This is a genomic window from Herbiconiux sp. (genome assembly GCF_004297105.1).
Lineage (GTDB): Bacteria > Actinomycetota > Actinomycetes > Actinomycetales > Microbacteriaceae > Herbiconiux.
This window is the reverse complement of record NZ_SCVE01000012.1, coordinates 166230-184225: the sequence shown is the minus strand read 5'-3', so window position 1 is coordinate 184225 and position 17996 is coordinate 166230. Positions and strand designations below refer to the sequence as shown.

Genomic DNA, 17996 nt, shown 5'->3' with positions numbered 1-17996 from the left:
TGGGGCGACCGGTGCGCGGATGGCGCGGTACCACTGGTCTCGGCACTCACCTGCGGCCTCCCCTCGTGGCTGCGTGCACTCATCGTGACAGAACGACGCCACCATCGCGAGAGGTCGATTCGGCGCCGGGCCGCGCTGGGGGCAGGGGCGTCAGCGGGTGGCGGCGGCGCGGAGGATGGCGAGCGACTCGGCGGCCAGGGCGTCGACGTCGGCGATGCCGTGGCGGGTGAGGGCCAGGGCGCGACCGGCGCGGAGCACACCGCGCGCGGCGCCCTCGCGGAGGGCCGGCGGCAGCGACTCGATGTCGCTCGCCTTCGCAAAGCCGATGATGCGGCGGATGGCCTTCGCCGCGGCGAAGATCGCCGCATCGTCGCGGATGCCCCCCAGCAGCTGCTCGAGAACGTCGTCGCCCCAGACGCGTGGGTCGACCCGCGACGGCCACAGGATGCGGTACTCCGTCTCGAAGGCGGACCACAGTCGGCCCGGCAGCGTCAGGATGAGCGCGGCACGGTCATCCTCACCGAGTGCCGAAGCCCGCGCCGCCGCGATGATGAAGTTGGCCCACAGAGCGCCGAGGTCGAAACCGGTCGGCCCCACGAACCCGAATTCGCTGTCGAACGCACGAACGGATGCGGGAGCATCCCCAGTGGCTGAACGCACGAACACCGACCCCGTGTGCAGGTCGCCGTGGATCAGCGACTGCGCCGTGGTCATGAACCGCCACTTCGCGAGGCCCATCTCGCGTACGAGAGCGGAGTCGGCACGCAGCTCGGCGACATCCGGTTCATTGGCGGGCAGCACCCCGTTGTGCGAATGCTCGATGTACGGCTCGGTGAACACGAGGTCTTCGGTGATCTGCGCCAGCTCGGGGTTCACGGCACGGGCCACGAGCTGCTTGTGCTCGAGCGGGTTCATGCCGAGTGGCGACGTGGCGAACGCCGTGCGCGCGACGTACAGGCCGAGCTCGGCCGCTGCGTACTCGTGCACCCGGCCCTCGTTCAGCTCGTTGCGCCACACCCGGTGGTCGGAGAGGTTCTCGATGGCCAGCACGTAGTGGGCCGGGTCGAAGTCGTAGAAGCCGGGCACGTGCACCGGGTCGGCGACCGAGTGCGCCCCGAGAACCGTGGCCTCGCGCGCCGAACGCTCCCGCGTCATCGGCCACGAGGGGTCGGTGCGCACGTGCGGCAGGGACTGCTTCAGAACGACGGATGCGCCATCGGCGTCGTCGATGATGAACACGAGATTGAGGTTGCCGTCTCCCACCTCACGCACCGACGCGATGCGGGCGGCGTCGATGCGGCCCGCGAGCGCCTGCCGGGTGCCGAGGTAGGCGGTGACGGTCTCGGCGGTGAGCTGCGAGAAGTCGAGGGACGAGTCGAGCGGGTCGGTCATGGCGCGGGCGTTCCTAGCTGGCGGAGGTCGTGGAACCCGCGGTCACCACGGTGCGACGGCGCGAGAAGGTGAAGCTGAAGAGCAGGGCGATGAGCAGCACGATCCCCTTGCCGAAGTCCTGCGCGTAGTAGGGCAGGCCGAGCATGGTGAAGCCGGTGACCATCACCGCGATCAGCACCGCCCCGAGCGCGGTGCCCCAGGCGTTGGGCCGGCCGATGCCGAGCACGCTCACGCCCACCAGCGCCACGGCGACGGCGTCGAGCAGCAGCGAGTTGCCGGCGCTCACGTCGCCCTGGCCGATGCGCGCCGCGAGCAGCAGGCCGGCGATCGACGCGAGCAGACCGCAGCCCATGTAGGCGGCGGTGCGGTACCACTGCACCCGGATGCCCGACAGCCGCGCCGCCTCGGAGTTCGTGCCGACCGCGAAGAGCGCCCGGCCCCAGCGGGTGCGCTCGAGCAGGAACCACAGCACGATCGTGATCACCAGGAAGATGATCACCGGCACCGGGACGGGCCCGATGCTGCCGCGGTCGAGCCAGAGGAAATCGGCCGTGAACTTGCCCGGTGCGGTGGTGCCGTTCGAGAGGGTCATCTGCGACGAGATCGACTTGCCGTCGACGATGATGAGCTTGAGGCCGACGATCACGAACATCGTGGTCAGCGTCGCCAGCAGGTCGGGGATGCGTGCGACCACGATGAGGAACGCGTTCAGTGCCCCGATCAAGAGCCCGCAGATGAGCACCACCGCCACGGCGACGCCGCCCACCTGGTTGGCGATCACCATGGTCCAGGCCGCGATCGACACCGCGAAGCCGGCGGAGGCACCGACCGAGAGGTCGATGCCGCCCACCGTCATCGCGAGCATCACGCCGAGACCGGCGATGGCCGTGGGCGCGATGTACTTCAGCATGCCGAAGATGTTGTCGACGGTGCGGAAGTTCGGCTCGGTGATGAGGAAGAACAGGATGAGGGCGGCCGTGACCGCCACGAAGCCCCACTTCACGACGAACGCGGAGACCCGCTCGCCGGTGGAGCGGGTGGGGAGGGGGCGCGGCGCGGTGGTCGTAGGGCTAGTCATGGTCAGTTGCTTTCAGGAGTGGACTCGGGGGAGACAGGAGCGTCGTCGCGCGGAGGCGCCGGCTCGCCGGCCGGGGCGGGCGCTGCCGTGGGCGAGCGCTCCTGGCCGAGGAACGCGCCGATCACGGCCGCCCGGTCGACCTCGTCGGCGTAGCGGTCGAGCTCGACCTGCCCCGCCACGAGAACCACGATGCGGTCGGCGACCTCGAAGATCTCATCCACGTCGCTCGAGAGCACCACGGCGGCCGCGCCGTCGGCGGCGAGAGCGGAGAGGCGGGCGCCGATCTCGCGGCGGGCGGCGATGTCGACGCCGCGGAACGGCTCGTCGAGCAGCGCGAGACGCGGACCCGCCGAGATCCAGCGGCCCACGACGACCTTCTGCTGGTTGCCGCCCGAGAGATCGTCGATCGCCTCATCCGGCCCACTGGTGACCACGGAGAGCGACTCGATGACCTCCTCGGTGCGACGCCTCTCGGCGCGGCCACGCAGAAGACCGCCGACGCTCGACTTCTTCAGGAACGGCAGTGTGATGTTCTGCTGCACCGACCAGCCGGGGAGGATGCCCTGCCGCTGGCGGTCTTCGGGCACGAGCACGACGCCGGCCGCGATGGCGTCGCCGGGGCGCCGGGGTGCGTAGGCGGCGCCTTCGAGCGCCAGCGTTCCGGCGAGCGGGGCGGCGAGCCCGCCGAGCAGTTCGGCGATCTCGGTCTTGCCGGCCCCGATGAGGCCCAGCACGCCGAGCACTTCGCCGGCTTTGATGGTGAGGTCGATCGGCGCGGACTCGGGGAAGAGCTGGATGCCGTCGAGGGTGGCGACGGTGGTGGTGCCCCGGTGGGTGGTGCCGCGGTCGTGGTCGAGATCGGTGGCCCGGCCGAGCATGTCGTGCAGGATCTCGTGCCACTCGAAGGGACGCACCGTGTTGCTCTGCACGATGCCGTCGCGCAGCACCACCACGCGGTCGGCGAGGGCCTCGATCTCACCGAAGCGGTGCGACACGTAGACGATCGAGAGGCCGTTCGCGCGGAGGGCGCGCAACACGTCGAAGAGCCGCTCGGCCTCGGCGGCGGTGAGGGCCGAGGTGGGCTCGTCGAGGATCAGCAACTGCGGGGTGCTGCGCAGCGCCCGTGCGAGAACGAGCAGCTGGGCATCGGAGATGGCGAGGCGGTCGGCGTCCTGATTCAGGATGCCGTCGGACCAGTCGAGCCCCAGCGTCGCCAGCGCGGCGCGGGCATCCGCCAGCGCGGCCCGCTTGTTGCGCAGCGGGTGCCGTGACGCGTGCGCCAGGTCGTCGAGCGTGAGGTTCTCGGCCACCGAGAGACCCGGCACGATGCCGTCGGCCACCTTCTGGTGCACGGCCGAGATGCCGAGCTGCCGTGCCTGCACCGGGGAGCCGAGGTGCACCACGGCGCCGTCGATGCGGATCTCGCCGCTGTAGCGCGGGTTGGCGCCCGAGAGCGCCTTGATGAGTGTGGACTTGCCGGCTCCGTTCGCCCCGAGGAGCGCGGTGATCTCGCCCGCCCGGAAGTCGAGCGAGACGTCGGTGAGCACGACGTTCGAGCCGTAGGCGACGGAGACGCCGACGAGGGACACGACGCTGACGTCGTGCCCCTCGATCGGAGCGGCGGTGGCAAGGGTCATTCGGAGACCGCGGGCAGCCAATCCGCCACGACGACGTCGTCGAGCTTCAGCGACGGCTCAGCGGCTCGCAGCTCGGTGACATTGGTGATGGTGTTGTCGGCCAGGAACTGCTGCGTGATGGTCTTGGCGGGGAACTGCACGTCGGTCTCGTCGAGCTGGCCGGCGAGGCTCAGAGCGAGCGAGCGCACGACGGCGGCGCCGACCGCGGCGGGATCGGTGGCCGAGGTGGCGACCCAGGGGCTGCCGTCGGCCGTGATGACCTCGATGTCGGCGTTCGAGATGTCGATTCCGTACACCTTCACCTTGTCTTGGAGGTTGTTCTGGATGACGGCCTGCACCGTACCCTTGGTGATCTCATCGTACGGGGCGAAGATCGCCTGCACATCCGGGTTCTGCTTGAGGGCGGCGTCGACCAGCGGGATGTTGTCGGTGGCGGTGGACTCGGAGACCTTGCCGGTGGAGAACACCACGTCGAGGTTGTGGTCGGCGACGTACTGGTTCCAGACCACCGCGCGGCGGTCGAGTGCGGCGAAGCCCTCGGCCGAGACATAGCCGACCTTCGCGCCGTCTCCGACGTCGTCGATCAGCTGGTCGAGCACGCCGGAGGCCATGGACTCGTCGGACTGGCTCGTGGTGATGACGCCGGTGGAATCGGTGAGGGCGAGGTCGTAGACCACCACGGGGATGCCCGCCGCGACGGCTTCGGTGATGAGCGGCTGCAGGGTGTCGGTCTGGCCGTGGTCGACGATGATGGCGTCGGGCTTGGAGGCGATGGCCTGCTCGAGGTCGCTGGCCTGCTTCGCGTTGTCGTTGCGGGCATCCGTGACCGAGAGGTCGATGTTGGCCTGCTTCGCCTGCGCCTGGGCGCCGGCCCCCCACGCCTCGAAGTAGTCGCCGGCACCGCTCTGGCGAACGAGGGCGACCTTCACGGGGTCGCCGTCGAACGGGGCGGGCAGGGCCGCGGATGCCGTGGGTGCCGCCGTGGAGCCCGACGAGGTGTCGGTGGTGCCGCTCGACTGCGAGCAGGCGGTGAGGGCGAGGACGCTGACCGCGGCGAGTGCGGTGACGACCGCCGCTTTGCGGAAGATGGCCATGATGGTGCTCCTTCGGGAACGGAGGGAAGAAATGGTGTCGGCTGGGCCGGCGGGCTGTGATTGCCCTCCGATTCAACTGTGCGGGCGTGCCCTCCAGCGAATCGTGTTTCCCTCTGTTACTTTTCGGAGCCCTCGGGGGTTCGGTGCAGGAGTAGAGGAATAACATGGGGGTCATGACCCTGCTGACCGTGTGGAACGACAACGACCCCCAGACTCCCGAGCTGCAGACGCGCGACGCCGAGACCATCCGTGAGGTGCTCGCCGGACTCGGTGCCCGCTTCAGCCGATGGGAGCTCAAAGACCTCTCCGCGGAGCCGACCCAGGACGAGGTGCTCGCCGCGTACGCCGACGAGATCGCGGCCGTCAACTCCGAGCACGGCTACACCCTCGTCGACGTGGTGTCGATCACGCGCGACGACACCGACGAGTACCGCGAGGCATCCGCCACCGCTCGTCAGAAGTTCCTCAACGAGCACGAGCACGACGACGACGAGGACCGCTTCTTCGCCCGAGGCTCCGGCGTCTTCTACCTGCACGTGAACGGCAAGGTGCACGCGGTCTTCTGCGAGGCCGGCGACCTGCTCTCCGTGCCGAAGGACACCACCCACTGGTTCGACATGGGCACGTCGCCCGACTACGTGTCGGTGCGCTTCTTCCACGACGACGACGGCTGGGTGGGCAACTTCACCGGCAGCGACGTGTCGAGCAGGTTCGCCACCTACGACGAGCTGGCCTCGGTCTCGGCCTAGTCGACGTCGAATGCACTCTGAGCCGGAAGGGGAGACCCTTCCGGCTCAGTCGTCTCACCCCAGGCTCGCGCCGAACAGCAGACCCAACACGTAGGTGACGGCCGCGGCACCGAAGCCGATCGCGAGCTGCCGCAGCGCTCTCTTCAGGGGCGGCCCGCCCGAGAGAAGGCCGACCACGGCGCCCGTGCCGAGCAGCGCGAGCCCCACGAGCGCGGCGGCCACGGCGATCGCCACGCCACCGGTGAGCCCGAAGACGTAGGGGAGCACCGGGATGACGGCTCCCGATGCGAAGAAGCAGAACGACGAGATCGCGGCCTGCCACGCCGTGCCGATCTCCTCGTGCTCCACGGGATCGCCGGGCGCGACGCCCTCGATCTCGGGGGCGGTGAGACCCGCGTCGCCCGCCCGCTGGATGCGGATGGCCGAGGTCGCGGTGGTCAGGCCGCCGAACACATCGTGGGCCTTGGCCTCCGCTTCCTCCTCCGACAGGCCGCGGGCGCGGTACACGAGGGCCAGTTCGTTGGCGTCGACGTCGAGCTTCGGCACCGCGGTGGCCGCATCCGGATCGGGCGTGGAGGCCGCGAGGAGTTCGCGCTGCGAGCGCACCGACACGAATTCGCCGGCACCCATCGAGAGCGCGCCGGCGAGCAGGCCCGCCACCCCCGTGGCCAGCACGACGGTGTTGGGCACCCCGGTGGCGCCGATGCCGAGCACCAGGGCGAGGTTCGAGACCAGTCCGTCGTTGGCGCCGAAGACCGCGGCGCGGAACGTGCCCGACAGGCGGCTCCGGCCTTTCGCGGCGAGGCTGCGCACCACCTCGCCGTGGATGCGTTCGTCGGCCGCCATGGCGGGCGTCGCATCCGCATCGGAGTCGTACGGGGAGCGGGCCTCGGCGCGCTGCATCAGCGCGAGCACGAACACGGAACCGAAGCGCCGGGCGAGCACGGCCAGCATCCGGGTGCGGATGTCGGCCCTGCGGGGTTTGCCGACGTCGTCGCCGAGCAGCATGAGCCAATGGTCCTCGTGCCGCCCCTCCGCGTCGGCGAGGGCCTCGAGGATCTGCTTCTCGGAGCCGGTGCGGCGCAGCGCGAGTTCGCGGTAGACCTGCGCCTCGGCCCGTTCGTCGGCGAGATACTGACGCCAGCGGCGGATGTCTGCGGGCGTGGGATGCGTGGTGGTGGGGGACATGGGAACTCCAGATCGGCGGGCGGCGCGGATGCGCTGTCGGGTGTCGATCGAAGGTCTCGTTCGCCTCGGCCGGAGCCGGGGTGGAATGCCGGGCCGATCATCGTGATGGCCAGTGTGTCGACAGAACCGCTGCCCGCGACCGGGCGCTGGAACTACTCCCCTTCAATGCCCCCATTCTGGCATCCGACCGGCGAGCAGCCGCCCGGGAGGCCGTTACTCCCAGTTTTTCGACTCACCGAAAGAGGCCAGGGCGGCAGCGGGATTCACCCCGGTGCGTCAGCTGTAGCCCGAGGGTTCGGGGTAGTCGCCCCTCAGGGCGTGGTCGCCCACTTCCTGGGCCTTGTAGACCACCGGGTCGTGCAGTGTGATGGTGCGGGCGTTGCGCCAGAAGCGGTCGAAGCCATAGGCCTCGCCTGTGGCGCGTGCGCCGGTGAGCTCGAACAGGCGGGTGCTCACGTCGAGCGCGGTCTTCGTGGAGACGACCTTCGCGGCGGCGATCTCCACCGCGAGCTCGCCCCGCTCGTCGTCGGTGAGCTGCCAGCCGCGGTCGGCGGCGACGGCGAAGGCATCGGTGGCCCGCCAGGTGAGGGCATCGGATGCCCGGGTGGCGGCCGTGAGATCACCGATCAGCTCGCGGATGTACGGGTCGTCGACCGCTCGCTCGACACCGCTCGTCGACCAGGGTTTCGTGGTGCTGCGCACGTAGGAGGCAGCGGCAGCGAGCGCGCCCTCCGCCAGCCCCACATGGATGTGTTCGAGCGCGAGCTGGAACAGCAGGATCGACAGCGACGCGTACGGGCGGTAGCGCGCACCCGACTGCTCCCCGTAGCCGAGCACGTGCGCATCCGGAACCCGGGCCGCATCGAACGACACCGAGCCCGACGCGCTGAGCCGCTGGCCGATGTTCGCCCAGTCGTCGTGGTGGACGACCCCCGGCTGCCTCGCATCGATGATGATGGCGAGCTTCTCGCCCGAGTCGACCCGGGTGGCGGTGGCCGTGATGCGGTCGGAGACCTGAGCGCCGGTGGCGAAGAACTTGCGGCCCGTCACGGTGAAGCCGCCCTCGGCGGGGGTGAGCTCGAGACCGGCGTCGCGCGGGTTGCCCGCACCGCCCCAGAACCAGTGGTTCGCGGCGAGGCCGCGCTGAAGCTCCTCGATGCGCGACTCGTTCTCGTTGAGCTGCAGCCGCCAGGAGTTCACGAAGTGATAGGCGAACACGTGCCCGAGGCCGGCGTCGGCGCGGATGACGGGCCGCAGCGCGGTGAAGACCGTGTGCCAGTCGAGGCCGCCACCGCCGCGGGAGCGGGGCACGAGCACCGGGAGCACGCCCGTGGCGCGCACCGTCTCGACCTCACCGAAGGGCGCGGTGCCCTCCTTGTCGCGCGCCACCGCGACGCTCGCGAAGCCGTCGGCGACGACCGAGAGGGCGTCGATCGCCGCGGCGGGATCGGTGATGACGGGAGGGAGCTGCTCGGTCACGGACGGGTCTCCTGATGGGCGGGTCGGTGGGTGTGGGGCCGGTCGGCTGTGGCGGAACGGGTCAGGTCCGGTCAGTCGGCCCAGGGCGTGCGGTTCCATGACCGCAGCACCTGGTTGCCGTGCTCGAAGCCGAGCACGCTGATCGACGCGGTGTCGAGCACCACGAATTCACCGGCGTGGATGGGGAGGCCCATCCACGTGACGGTGAGGGTGCGCAGGTAGTGGCCGTGCGAGAAGAGCAGCACGTCTTCGCCGGTGTTGAGGGTGGAGTGGGCGCGGCGGATGATGGCCTGGTTGCGGGCGAGCACGTCGGCGGCCTCTTCACCGCGACCCTCGCCGTCGGGCTGCACCCCGTCTTCCCACAGGGTCCACGGGCCGCCGAACGCCTCGGCGATCTGCGGGCTGGTGAGGCCCTCGTAGGCCCCGTAGTCCCACTCGGCGAGGTCGGGATCGACCTCCGCCACATCGCCGAAGCCCGCGAGGGCGGCGGTGTCGGTTGCTCGCCGGCGCGGACTCGTGAGCACGAGCCCGAAGGAACGGCCGGCCAGTGCCCGCCCGACGGCACGCGCCTGTTCTTCACCGCGCGCGGTGAGCGGGATGTCGGTGCGCCCCGTGTGCTGCCCGCTGAGGCTCCACTCGGTCTCGCCGTGGCGAACCAGCACGATCTGGGGGGCGCGAGCGGGTGGCTGGGGGGCATCTGCCGACGAGGTCATGAGGTCCAAGCGAGAAGGGCGAGTAGGGCCTCCCCAGAATATCGCCCGCCGGGGGCCCGGAAACCTGCCGTGCAATCAGCGGAAACGTGAGCGCAATCTGTGCAGGAGAGGATGGCGTCATGACCCAGGACACCCCCGCATCCCCGACCGTGCTCACCGTGGTGAACGCGGTCGTCATCCCGATGGCCGACGGCGTCGACTGGTTCCGGGGCTGGTTCACCGTGGGCGACGACGGCACCATCACGGCGATGGGCGAGGGTGCGCTGCCGGCCGCACTCGAGTCGATCGGCGGCGGCCAGGTGCTCGACGTGAAAGGCGCCTTCGTGGCACCGGGCTTCATCTCGGCGCACAGCCACATCTTCACCTCCGGCATGCGCGGCATGACCCCGGGCGACAACCTCTACGGCTGGGTGGGCGAGCAGAGCACCTTCGTGTCGGGCGCGGATGCCGAGGACATCTACTGGTTCACCCTGCACGGCTGCCTCGACTTCCTCGGCAACGGCGTGACCGCGGCCTACAACTTCACCGACTCCCGCGTCGTCGGCAAGTACGATGCCGAGACCGACACGCGCGAGATCTACGAGGTCCGGCCCGAGGAGTACCTCTTCCGTCAGATCGATGCCGCTCGGGATGCGGGACTCCGCACGATGAACTCGATCCGGCTCGACAGCGAGTTCCAGCCCGGGGACGAGGCCTTCGAGGTGTTCGCGCGGGCGGTCGAGTACGTGAAGCGGAGCGTTCCGCCCGAGCTCGACCTCGGGGCATCCGTGTTCGGGGCGGTGCAATGGTCGGCCTCGAAACAGGCCGCCCGCGACGAGGTGAAGGCCATGGATGCCCACGGCATCGGCAATCAGGCGCACTTCCTCGAGACGAGCGAGGCCCTCGATCAGCAACGCGAGAAGTTCCGCTGGTACGAGGAGGCGGGGGCCCTCCGGCCGGGGTTCCTGTTCGGGCATTTCGTGCATCCGGATGCGTACATGTCACGCGTGGCCGCCGAGAAGGGCGCGGGCATGGTGTGGCAGCCCACCTCCAACGGACGGCTCGGCTCGGGCGTGGCCGACATCCCGCGCTACCGCGACCTCCGCATGCCGATCGGTATCGGACTCGACGACCAGAGCTGCACCGACGTCTCCGACCCGTTCCAGAACCTCCGCATCGGCGCGTACACGCAGCGGGCCGTGGCCCAGGATGCCTCGATCGTGATGCCGCGCGACATGCTCCGGATGCACACCCTCGGTTCCGCCGAGGCGCTCGGCCTGCAGGTGGCGGCGCGCATCGGCTCGCTCGAGGTGGGCAAGCTCGCCGACTTCCTGGTGGTCGACCCCGTCTCGCCCGACACCGGGCCCGTGTGGGACGTGTACGCGCACTACGCGTTCGCGATGGGGCTGCGCAACCTGAAGAAGGTGTTCGTGGGCGGGCGGCTCGTCTCCGAGGAGGGGGTGTCGACGCATCCGCTCGCCGAACGCGCCTCGACCGAGCTGCACTCCCGCGTGCGCGAGGTGGCCGCCCGCGCCGCCTCCCGCAGCACGGAGCGCTTGGCCTGGTAACCTCCTCGCGACTCGCCAAGATCCGGTCTGGATCGCGCGGAATGGACCGGATTTTGGCGACTCGCGAAGAGGTGTGGGCGGGTAGGGTGTGCGCATGGGCGTGAGGTTGCGGGCTATGGGAGCGGGGGCGCTGGGCGCCTTCCTGGAGCGCAGCAGCGCGGAGTACGTGCGCGAGCGCATCGAGGCGGGGGATTCGCCGGAGTACGCCGCGGAGCGGGCCGCGCAGTCGAACGCGGAGTACTTCCCCGACGGGAAGCCTGCCGAGGGGCAGCTGATCTTCGACGTGGTCGACGACAGCCAGGGCGAGGGGGGCGAGGTCGTCGGCACGATCTGGATCGGGCCGTTCTCGCTCGAGCATCCGACGGCGTGGTGGGTCTTCGACGTCGAGATCGTCGCCGACAAGCGCGGGCAGGGCTACGGCCGGCTCGCCATGCAGCTCGCCGAGGTCGCGGCGCGCGAGCACGGCGCCGAGAAGCTCGGTCTCAATGTGTTCGGCCACAACTCGGTGGCTCAGAACCTCTACCGGTCGCTCGGCTACGAGACGACGGCGATCAACATGGCCAAGTCCCTGTGAGGCCGGCCACCGCACCGACAGTGAGGAGCGAGCGATGAGCAAGCACAAGGGGATGAGTGAAGGCGGATCGCCCGCGGGGCGCTGGCACGACCGGCTGCGGGCCGAGCGGCCGTTCGACATCGCCGCGCAGAAGACCGGCGCGACCCCCGGAACGCTCGACAAGGAGACCGCGGAGGAGGAGTTCGAGGGCACGAACCGCTCGCTCTCGAAGCTGCAGGAGAAGCTCTTCGCCGAGAGCCTCCACGGCGGAAAGCGCTCCGTTCTCATCGTGCTGCAGGGCATGGACACCGCGGGCAAAGGTGGGGTCGTGAAGCGGGTGGTGGGCTCGGTCGACCCCCAGGGCATCTCGCACCGGGCGTTCAAGCGGCCCACGGAGGAGGAGTTGTCGCATCCGTTCCTCTGGCGCATCGAGAAGGCGCTGCCGACCCCGGGCCACATCGGCGTGTTCGATCGCTCGCACTACGAAGACGTGCTGGTGCCGAAAGTGCACAAGTCGCTCAGCGACGACGAGATCGCCGCTCGGTACGCGCTCATCAACGACTGGGAGACGAAGCTCGTCGAGGGCGGAACGGCGGTGATCAAGGTCTTCCTCAACCTCGGCTACGCCGAACAGAAGAACCGCCTGCTGCGCCGGCTCGAGCGCTCGGACAAGCACTGGAAGTTCAATCCGGGCGATGTCGACGACCGGGCGCTGTGGCCGCTCTTCCAAGACGCGTATCAGGCGGCGATCAACGCCACGAACACGGATGTCGCGCCCTGGCACGTGGTTCCGGCCGACAACAAGTGGTACTCGGCGCTAGCCGTGCAGCAGCTGCTCGACGAGACCCTGCGGTCGTTCGAGCTCACCTGGCCCGAGCCCGACTACGACGTCGATGAGCAACGTGCGCGCCTGATGGGCACCTGACCTTCCGGCATCTGCTCGACCGGCCCGTGGGGCGGCGTTCAGCGTGCACGCAGACTGCTCCCAGTCGCCGAGGTGGAACACGACCGGTGGAGCGGTATCGTGCAGAGGTGGGGATCCGGCAGACACTCGTGCTTCCGGACGGTCGCACGCTCGCATACCGGGTCTTCGGTGATCCCGAGGGCTTCCCGGTGCTCACCTGCCACGGCGGACTGATGAGCGGTCTGGATGCCGAGACCGGCGACGAACTCGCCCGCGAACGCGGCATCGCGCTGATCTCGCCCGACCGGCCCGGAATCGGTGGCACCTCGCTCCGGCCCGGACACGGCACGCTCGACTGGGCGCAGAGCGACGTGACCGCTCTGCTCGACCATCTCGGCGCATCCGGGGTCGACATGACGCGGTTCGGAGTCACCGGCTGGTCGGAGGGCGGTCAGTACGCGCTCGCCGTGGCACGGGTGCACGCGCACCGGGTGACCCGTGTGGTGATCGTGGCGGGTGCGTTGCCGCTCGACGAACCCGGCACCCTCGCCGCGCTGAACGGCACCGATCGCCGGCTGGCCTGGCTGTCGGAGCGAACGCCGTGGATCGCGCGCGGCGTCTTCGGCGCGATGCGCACGGCGGTGCGCCTTGCGCCGGCGCTCGCGGTGCGGGCCTCCGGCCGGGCGCTCGACTCCAGCGACGCTCGACTCCTGCGGAGCCGGATCACCTGGTTCTCGCGCGCGGTGGGTGAGGGGCTCGCCGATACCCGGGGCGCCGTGGAGGAGTACAACGCCTTCGTGGGTGCCTGGGGTTTCGCGCCCTCGGAGGTGAGTGTGCCGGTCGTGGTGCACCAGGGCGCCGCCGACCGGCTGGTGCCCGCCGCGTGGGCCCACGAACTCGCGGGCCGGCTGCCGGATGCGCGGGTGCGGCTCTACCCGGATGAGGGACACTTCATCGTGGTGACACGTCGGGCCGAGGTGCTCGACGAGTTCGCGGCCGACGCGGCGTCGCGCGCCGCCCCCTGACGCGCCGAGCGGCGCCGCATCCGCGCTCGCCGGAACGACGGAGTCTCGGAGCGAATCGCGAAAACGACGGAGCCGTGGCCCGTAGTCGCCCGTGAACTCCGTCGTTCGCGGCGAGCCTGCGCTCAAGCGGCGGTGACGGATGCCGGCGGCGCGCCGGTTCGGGACGGGCGCGGGAGGCACGCCAGAAGCAGCGCCAGGCCGAGGGCGGCGCACAGGACGTAGATGGCGCCGAGCGGGGTCTGGGTGTCGTCGGGCAGCGCGGCCGCCGCGCCCATCGCGACAGCCACGAAGAGGTAGCAGGCGGCGCTGGTGAGCCCGCCGATCAGGCCGAGGTTGCGGTCGAAGAGCCCGAGCGCGAGACCGTAGGCCATCGGGCAGAGTGCGCCGCAGCCGAGCATCACGAACATGCCGCCCACCGTGATGAGCACGAGCTGCGGCCCCACGAGGAGACCGCTGGCGAACAGGATGACGGCCCCCAGCGTGAAGGAGGCGAGCGCCGAGAACCCGAGCATCCGCGACGAGATGCGCGTGGCGAGTGATCCCGTGGCGAGCTCGCCCGCGAGGTTCGCCGCGCCGACGAGCAGCGCGATGAGCCCGTAGGCGGCGGGCGGCAGGCCGAGCGCGGTCTCGTAGAGCAGCGGGGCCACCACCCCGAAGAGCAGCTGCGCGGTAGCGAACACCGCGAAGACGAGGGTGAGCCCGATGAACAGCTTCTGCCGCAGCGTCGAACCGAGCACGTGCGCGATCACACGCGGGCGGATGGGCTCGGCCTTGGCCGGGTCGAGCGTCTCCGGCAGCAACCGCCACACCACCACTCCGGCGATCAACGCCAGTGCGGCGACCAGCACGAAGATGCCGCGCCACGAGACGAACTGCACGAGCGCCCCGCCCACGGCGGGCGCGAGAACGGGTGCCAGGCCCCAGGATGCGCCGAGCCAGCCCGAGAGCGAGGTGAGCTCGCGACCGCGGGAGATGTCGGCGGCGATGGCGTACACGATCACCATGCACGAGCATCCGCCCACCCCCTGCAGGAAGCGGAGACCGAGCAGCAGCCAGATGTCGGAGGTGAGGGCGATTCCGACGCTGGTCACGAGGAGCAGGGCCAGCCCCACGAGCAGCGTGCGCTTGCGGCCCCTGGCGTCGGCCACGATGCCCATCGGCAGCAGGCCGAGGCTCATGCCGAGTACGTAGGCGGCCACCGTGTTCTGCACGAGGGTGGTGGATGCGCCGAGCTCCTCGGCCATGTGCGGGATGGCCGGCGTGTAGATGTCGATCGGCACCTGGCTGAGCGGGATGACCCCGAGCAGGATGGCGACGAGCGCGCGCCGATTCACCACGTGATCCCCATGGTGGTCAGTGTAGGGAAGTCGGGACTCCGGTACTACGTTCGGGAGGGGGAACGTCGTTCGAGAGGAACACCATGACAGAGAAGATCTGGTTCATCACCGGCACGTCACGTGGCTTCGGCCGCGAGTGGGCGATCGCCGCCCTGGAGCGCGGGGACAGCGTGGCCGCCACCGCGCGCGACACCGCCACCCTGGCGGATCTGGTCGACCGCTTCGGCGACCGCATCCTGCCGCTGCAGCTCGACGTCACCGATCGTGAGGCCGACTTCGCCGCCGTCACCGAGGCCTACAACTACTTCGGCCGCCTCGATGTGGTCGTGAACAACGCCGGGTACGGCCAGTTCGGCTTCATCGAGGAACTCACCGAGGAGGAGGCGCGCGACCAGATCGAGACGAATGTGTTCGGCGCCCTCTGGATCACCCAGGCCGCGCTGCCCTATCTCCGCGGGCAGGGCAGCGGCCACATCATCCAGGTGTCGTCGATCGGCGGTATCTCGGCGTTCCAGAACATCGGCATCTACAACGCCTCGAAGTGGGCGCTCGAGGGCTTCTCGCAGGCGCTCTCGCAGGAGGTCGCCTCGTTCGGGATCAGGGTGACGCTGATCGAGCCCGGCGGGTTCGACACCGACTGGGGCGGAGCATCCGCCCGGCACGCCGAGGCGCTGCCCGACTACGAGGCCGCGCACGCCGCCGCCGCCGAGGCGCGCAAGTCGCGGGTGTCGGAGCCCGGCGACCCGCGCGCGTCGGCCGCTGCCGTGCTGCGCCTCGTGGATGCCGAGGAGCCGCCGCTGCGGGTGTTCTTCGGCACCTCGCCGCTGCGCATCGCGAAGGCCGACTACGCCGGCCGCATCGCGGAGTGGGAGAAGTGGAGCGACATCTCGGAGCTCGCCCAGGGCTGAGTGCGGCGTACCGTCAGCGCGTAAGGGCCTGGCGGGTGTCGTCGCCCACGAGGTCGGCGTTGATGACGGTGGCCGCGGTGAGTCCGCTCGCCGCCGCCACGATCACGAGCATGTGCGCCGCGGCCGTGTTGCCGGCCACCCAGACGCCGGGCACCGAGGTCAGCCCGGTGGGGTCGGATGCCGTCCACTCGCCCATTGGGCCCTCCACCCGCTCGGCGCCCAGCTGGCGCAGCAGCTCGTCGTTCGGCACCAGCCGGGGGCCCACGAAGAGGGCGTCGAGGTCGACGGTGCTGCCGTCGTCGAGGGCCACGCCGGTCAGCACCCCGGCGGCATCCGACAGCACCTCGGTGATCGCCGGGGTCAGGATGCGCGTTCCTCGCGCTTCGAAGCCGCGCCGGGTCTCGGGGTCGAGGTCGGCGGTGAGGGGTCCGATGAAGGTGACGTCGTCGGTCCACTGCCGCACGAGTCCGGCCTGGTGCGTGCTCATGGGACTGGTGGCGATGACGCCGATGCGCCGGTCGCGCACCTCCCAGCCGTCGCAGTAGGGGCAGGCCACGGCCCCACGACCCCACTGCTCGCGGAGGCCGGGGATGTCGGGCAGCTCGTCACGGAGGCCGGTGGCGACGAGCAGTCGTCGGCCTGCGAGCACGCGCCCGTCGTCGAGGGTGATCGTGAATGCCCCCGCCTCGCCGCCGGCCGACACCGCCGTCGCGTGGACGATCTCGGCACCGTAGCCGCGCACCTCGGCGCGTCCCAGCTCGAGCAGCTCGAGGGGCGACATCCCGTCGCGGGTGAGGAACCCGTGCATGTGGGCGGCGAAGCGGTTGCGGGGTGCGCCGGCGTCGATCACCACGACCCGGCGGCGTGCGCGGGCGAGAACGAGGGCGGCGTTCAGGCCGGCGGCGCCGCCGCCCACGACGATGACGTCCCAGGGCTGGTCGGTGAGAGGGCTGCGGGGTGTGGTGTCTGTCTCGGTCATGTCGTCCACGATCCGCGCCCGGCTCGCTATCGGCAAGGAGGTGTGCTGAAATAGCAAAATGGAAGCGAGTCAGGGAGCCCGGATCGGCGCCCGCCTGCGCTCCGCTCGTCTTCAGGCCGATCTCACCCTCGCGGCCCTCTCGGCCACGACCGGCATCTCGGCGAGCACCATCTCGCGGCTCGAGGGCGGCAAGCGGGCCCCCAATCTCGAGTTGCTCATCCCGCTCTCGGCGGCCCTCGAAGTGACGATCGACGAGCTCGTCGCCGACTCGGTGCCCGATCCGCGCGTGCACACCCGCACCGTGCGCTCGAACGGCGCGGTGGTGCACCAGCTCTCGCGCGACTCCTCGCAGAACCAGGCGGTGCGCATGATCATGCCCGCCCGCTCGCCCGGCGTCCCCGAGCCCTCGCTCAAGACGCACGACGGCTTCGAGTGGCTCTACGTGCTCTCCGGCCGGCTACGGCTGATGCTCGGCGAGCACGACCTCGTGTTGAAGCCGGGCGAGGCGGCCGAGTTCGCCACCCGGGTGCCGCACTGGCTGGGCAGCGCCGACGAGCATCCCGTCGAGCTCATGTGCATCTTCAACCGCGACGGCGAACGCATCCATGTGCGGGCCCAGACCGAGCCTGATCGACGGGCGGGCCGTTGACGGGGGTTCGGGAGTAGCCTCGGCGCATGGAGAGGCGTGAGGGTTCGCGCGACCTGCGCTTCACCGGGCGCATCGCCGGCTTCGGTACGGCGTCCGGCACGCGCATCGTGATCGGGATGTGGCACGACTCGCCGTTCGGCCGCTTCGCCGACGTGATGGTCGAAGATGCCGGTGGGCATCGGCTGCTCCTCGCGCCGAGCCGTGAGATCGCGGATTTCGTGGCAGCCACCTACACCTTCGACGAGGTGCTGGTGCGGCCGGTGCGCGTGCGCCGCATCGCGGGCGGCCTCGCGGTCGAGGTGGGGGATTCCGCACTCGTGGACGCATCGGATGCTCGTTCCTGGCGCCTGTCGGTGCGCATCCGGGTGGGCGCCGTGTCACCGCTCGGGCGTGTGCTCCGCTCGATTCCGGCCCGGCTCGGCACCTGGCCGGCGTGGTTGCGGGTGATCGATCCGCTCGCGGGACTCCTCCTTCCCGGGGTGCGCACCGCCGGAAGCGCCGGGGGAGGGCGACGGGAGTTCTACGGCGTCACGCGGGTGCGCCGGATCGCCTGGGCGTCGGCCCGGCTCGACGGCATCGACCTCGGGGGGTTCGCCCCCCTGAGGCCCTCGGTGCGCTTCGGATTCGGGTCGGCGCCGCCCGAGCCGAGTCTTGTGGATCTCGTCACCACGATCCGCGATCCGTCCCTCTGACGGGGGGAGGAAAGTTAACTCAGCTCAAGTATTGCGTCAGTTTTTGCTCAGGACGCGCTGGGCGACAGCTGT

At 70.4% G+C, this 17996-nt stretch carries 17 protein-coding genes; 8 read left to right on the top strand and 9 right to left on the bottom strand.

Annotated features, from left to right (window positions below; all coding sequences use genetic code 11):
• Nucleotides 1-150 precede the first annotated feature (150 nt).
• From mtnK to EPO52_RS07205, 4 genes are read right to left on the bottom strand one after another with little or no spacing between them, the layout of a single operon-like run.
• Nucleotides 151-1392, bottom strand: coding sequence for an S-methyl-5-thioribose kinase (gene mtnK / locus EPO52_RS07220; protein WP_290804052.1), 1242 nt, complete (start codon nucleotides 1390-1392; stop codon nucleotides 151-153).
• Between the two features lie 13 nt (nucleotides 1393-1405).
• Nucleotides 1406-2470: an ABC transporter permease gene (locus EPO52_RS07215; RefSeq protein ID WP_290804050.1), complete on the bottom strand. Its 1065-nt coding sequence runs from the start codon at nucleotides 2468-2470 to the stop codon at nucleotides 1406-1408.
• 2 nt (nucleotides 2471-2472) lie between these two features.
• The gene (locus EPO52_RS07210) at nucleotides 2473-4107 is read right to left on the bottom strand and encodes a sugar ABC transporter ATP-binding protein (protein ID WP_290804048.1); all 1635 of its coding nucleotides are present in this window, start codon (nucleotides 4105-4107) and stop codon (nucleotides 2473-2475) included.
• Nucleotides 4104-5201 carry a substrate-binding domain-containing protein gene (locus EPO52_RS07205; RefSeq protein ID WP_290804046.1) on the bottom strand — a complete coding sequence of 366 codons (1098 nt, stop codon included), beginning with the start codon at nucleotides 5199-5201 and terminating at the stop codon, nucleotides 4104-4106. The genes EPO52_RS07210 and EPO52_RS07205 overlap by 4 nt, the downstream gene beginning before the upstream one ends.
• Nucleotides 5202-5374: 173 nt before the next feature.
• Between EPO52_RS07205 and EPO52_RS07200 the strand changes: the two genes are divergently transcribed.
• A complete protein-coding gene (locus EPO52_RS07200) occupies nucleotides 5375-5950 on the top strand; it encodes a cupin (protein WP_290804045.1) in 576 nt (191 codons plus the stop codon).
• 54 nt (nucleotides 5951-6004) lie between these two features.
• Here EPO52_RS07200 and EPO52_RS07195 read toward each other — a convergent pair whose 3' ends face one another.
• The 3 genes from EPO52_RS07195 to EPO52_RS07185 all read right to left on the bottom strand — a co-directional run bounded on the left by EPO52_RS07195 (nucleotide 6005) and on the right by EPO52_RS07185 (nucleotide 9330).
• Nucleotides 6005-7138: a VIT1/CCC1 transporter family protein gene (locus EPO52_RS07195; protein ID WP_290804043.1), complete on the bottom strand. Its 1134-nt coding sequence runs from the start codon at nucleotides 7136-7138 to the stop codon at nucleotides 6005-6007.
• 276 nt (nucleotides 7139-7414) lie between these two features.
• Nucleotides 7415-8617, bottom strand: coding sequence for an acyl-CoA dehydrogenase family protein (locus EPO52_RS07190; protein ID WP_290804041.1), 1203 nt, complete (start codon nucleotides 8615-8617; stop codon nucleotides 7415-7417).
• 71 nt (nucleotides 8618-8688) lie between these two features.
• Nucleotides 8689-9330 (bottom strand): histidine phosphatase family protein, encoded by a 642-nt coding sequence (locus tag EPO52_RS07185; RefSeq protein ID WP_290804039.1) that lies wholly within the window; start codon nucleotides 9328-9330, stop codon nucleotides 8689-8691.
• A 119-nt stretch (nucleotides 9331-9449) separates the two neighbouring features.
• On the opposite strand from EPO52_RS07185, the gene EPO52_RS07180 reads away from it, so the two are divergent.
• The 4 genes from EPO52_RS07180 to EPO52_RS07165 all read left to right on the top strand — a co-directional run bounded on the left by EPO52_RS07180 (nucleotide 9450) and on the right by EPO52_RS07165 (nucleotide 13359).
• The gene (locus EPO52_RS07180) at nucleotides 9450-10877 is read left to right on the top strand and encodes an amidohydrolase family protein (protein ID WP_290804037.1); all 1428 of its coding nucleotides are present in this window, start codon (nucleotides 9450-9452) and stop codon (nucleotides 10875-10877) included.
• 115 nt (nucleotides 10878-10992) lie between these two features.
• Nucleotides 10993-11451: a GNAT family N-acetyltransferase gene (locus EPO52_RS07175; RefSeq protein WP_290804035.1), complete on the top strand. Its 459-nt coding sequence runs from the start codon at nucleotides 10993-10995 to the stop codon at nucleotides 11449-11451.
• A gap of 34 nt (nucleotides 11452-11485) precedes the next feature.
• Nucleotides 11486-12355, top strand: a complete 870-nt coding sequence (locus tag EPO52_RS07170) for a PPK2 family polyphosphate kinase (protein ID WP_290804033.1) — start codon at nucleotides 11486-11488, stop codon at nucleotides 12353-12355.
• A gap of 107 nt (nucleotides 12356-12462) precedes the next feature.
• Nucleotides 12463-13359 carry an alpha/beta hydrolase gene (locus EPO52_RS07165; RefSeq protein ID WP_290804031.1) on the top strand — a complete coding sequence of 299 codons (897 nt, stop codon included), beginning with the start codon at nucleotides 12463-12465 and terminating at the stop codon, nucleotides 13357-13359.
• 122 nt (nucleotides 13360-13481) lie between these two features.
• Here the strand turns inward: EPO52_RS07165 and EPO52_RS07160 are convergent, their stop codons facing one another.
• Nucleotides 13482-14696 (bottom strand): Bcr/CflA family efflux MFS transporter, encoded by a 1215-nt coding sequence (locus EPO52_RS07160; RefSeq protein WP_290804029.1) that lies wholly within the window; start codon nucleotides 14694-14696, stop codon nucleotides 13482-13484.
• Between the two features lie 83 nt (nucleotides 14697-14779).
• On the opposite strand from EPO52_RS07160, the gene EPO52_RS07155 reads away from it, so the two are divergent.
• Nucleotides 14780-15604, top strand: a complete 825-nt coding sequence (locus tag EPO52_RS07155) for an SDR family oxidoreductase (protein ID WP_290804027.1) — start codon at nucleotides 14780-14782, stop codon at nucleotides 15602-15604.
• Between the two features lie 13 nt (nucleotides 15605-15617).
• Here the strand turns inward: EPO52_RS07155 and EPO52_RS07150 are convergent, their stop codons facing one another.
• On the bottom strand, nucleotides 15618-16583 hold the full coding sequence (locus EPO52_RS07150) for an NAD(P)/FAD-dependent oxidoreductase (RefSeq protein WP_290804025.1): 966 nt from the start codon (nucleotides 16581-16583) through the stop codon (nucleotides 15618-15620).
• Nucleotides 16584-16641: 58 nt separating this feature from the next.
• Here EPO52_RS07150 and EPO52_RS07145 point away from each other — a divergent pair, with 58 nt between their 5' ends.
• Both EPO52_RS07145 and EPO52_RS07140 read left to right on the top strand, forming a co-directional pair.
• A complete protein-coding gene (locus EPO52_RS07145; protein WP_290804024.1) occupies nucleotides 16642-17232 on the top strand; it encodes an XRE family transcriptional regulator in 591 nt (196 codons plus the stop codon).
• Between the two features lie 26 nt (nucleotides 17233-17258).
• A complete protein-coding gene (locus EPO52_RS07140) occupies nucleotides 17259-17924 on the top strand; it encodes a hypothetical protein (RefSeq protein ID WP_290804022.1) in 666 nt (221 codons plus the stop codon).
• Nucleotides 17925-17996: the final 72 nt, after the last annotated feature.

What these genes read in the sequence shown, in the direction of transcription:
- mtnK (WP_290804052.1), bottom strand. Translation starts at nt 1,392, where the DNA reads ATGACCGACCCGCTCGACTCGTCCCTCGACTTCTCGCAGCTCACCGCC.
- EPO52_RS07215 (WP_290804050.1), bottom strand. Translation starts at nt 2,470, where the DNA reads ATGACTAGCCCTACGACCACCGCGCCGCGCCCCCTCCCCACCCGCTCC.
- EPO52_RS07210 (WP_290804048.1), bottom strand. Translation starts at nt 4,107, where the DNA reads ATGACCCTTGCCACCGCCGCTCCGATCGAGGGGCACGACGTCAGCGTC.
- EPO52_RS07205 (WP_290804046.1), bottom strand. Translation starts at nt 5,201, where the DNA reads ATGGCCATCTTCCGCAAAGCGGCGGTCGTCACCGCACTCGCCGCGGTC.
- EPO52_RS07200 (WP_290804045.1), top strand. Translation starts at nt 5,375, where the DNA reads ATGACCCTGCTGACCGTGTGGAACGACAACGACCCCCAGACTCCCGAG.
- EPO52_RS07195 (WP_290804043.1), bottom strand. Translation starts at nt 7,138, where the DNA reads ATGTCCCCCACCACCACGCATCCCACGCCCGCAGACATCCGCCGCTGG.
- EPO52_RS07185 (WP_290804039.1), bottom strand. Translation starts at nt 9,330, where the DNA reads ATGACCTCGTCGGCAGATGCCCCCCAGCCACCCGCTCGCGCCCCCCAG.
- EPO52_RS07180 (WP_290804037.1), top strand. Translation starts at nt 9,450, where the DNA reads ATGACCCAGGACACCCCCGCATCCCCGACCGTGCTCACCGTGGTGAAC.
- EPO52_RS07175 (WP_290804035.1), top strand. Translation starts at nt 10,993, where the DNA reads ATGGGAGCGGGGGCGCTGGGCGCCTTCCTGGAGCGCAGCAGCGCGGAG.
- EPO52_RS07170 (WP_290804033.1), top strand. Translation starts at nt 11,486, where the DNA reads ATGAGCAAGCACAAGGGGATGAGTGAAGGCGGATCGCCCGCGGGGCGC.
- EPO52_RS07155 (WP_290804027.1), top strand. Translation starts at nt 14,780, where the DNA reads ATGACAGAGAAGATCTGGTTCATCACCGGCACGTCACGTGGCTTCGGC.
- EPO52_RS07150 (WP_290804025.1), bottom strand. Translation starts at nt 16,583, where the DNA reads ATGACCGAGACAGACACCACACCCCGCAGCCCTCTCACCGACCAGCCC.
- EPO52_RS07145 (WP_290804024.1), top strand. Translation starts at nt 16,642, where the DNA reads ATGGAAGCGAGTCAGGGAGCCCGGATCGGCGCCCGCCTGCGCTCCGCT.
- EPO52_RS07140 (WP_290804022.1), top strand. Translation starts at nt 17,259, where the DNA reads ATGGAGAGGCGTGAGGGTTCGCGCGACCTGCGCTTCACCGGGCGCATC.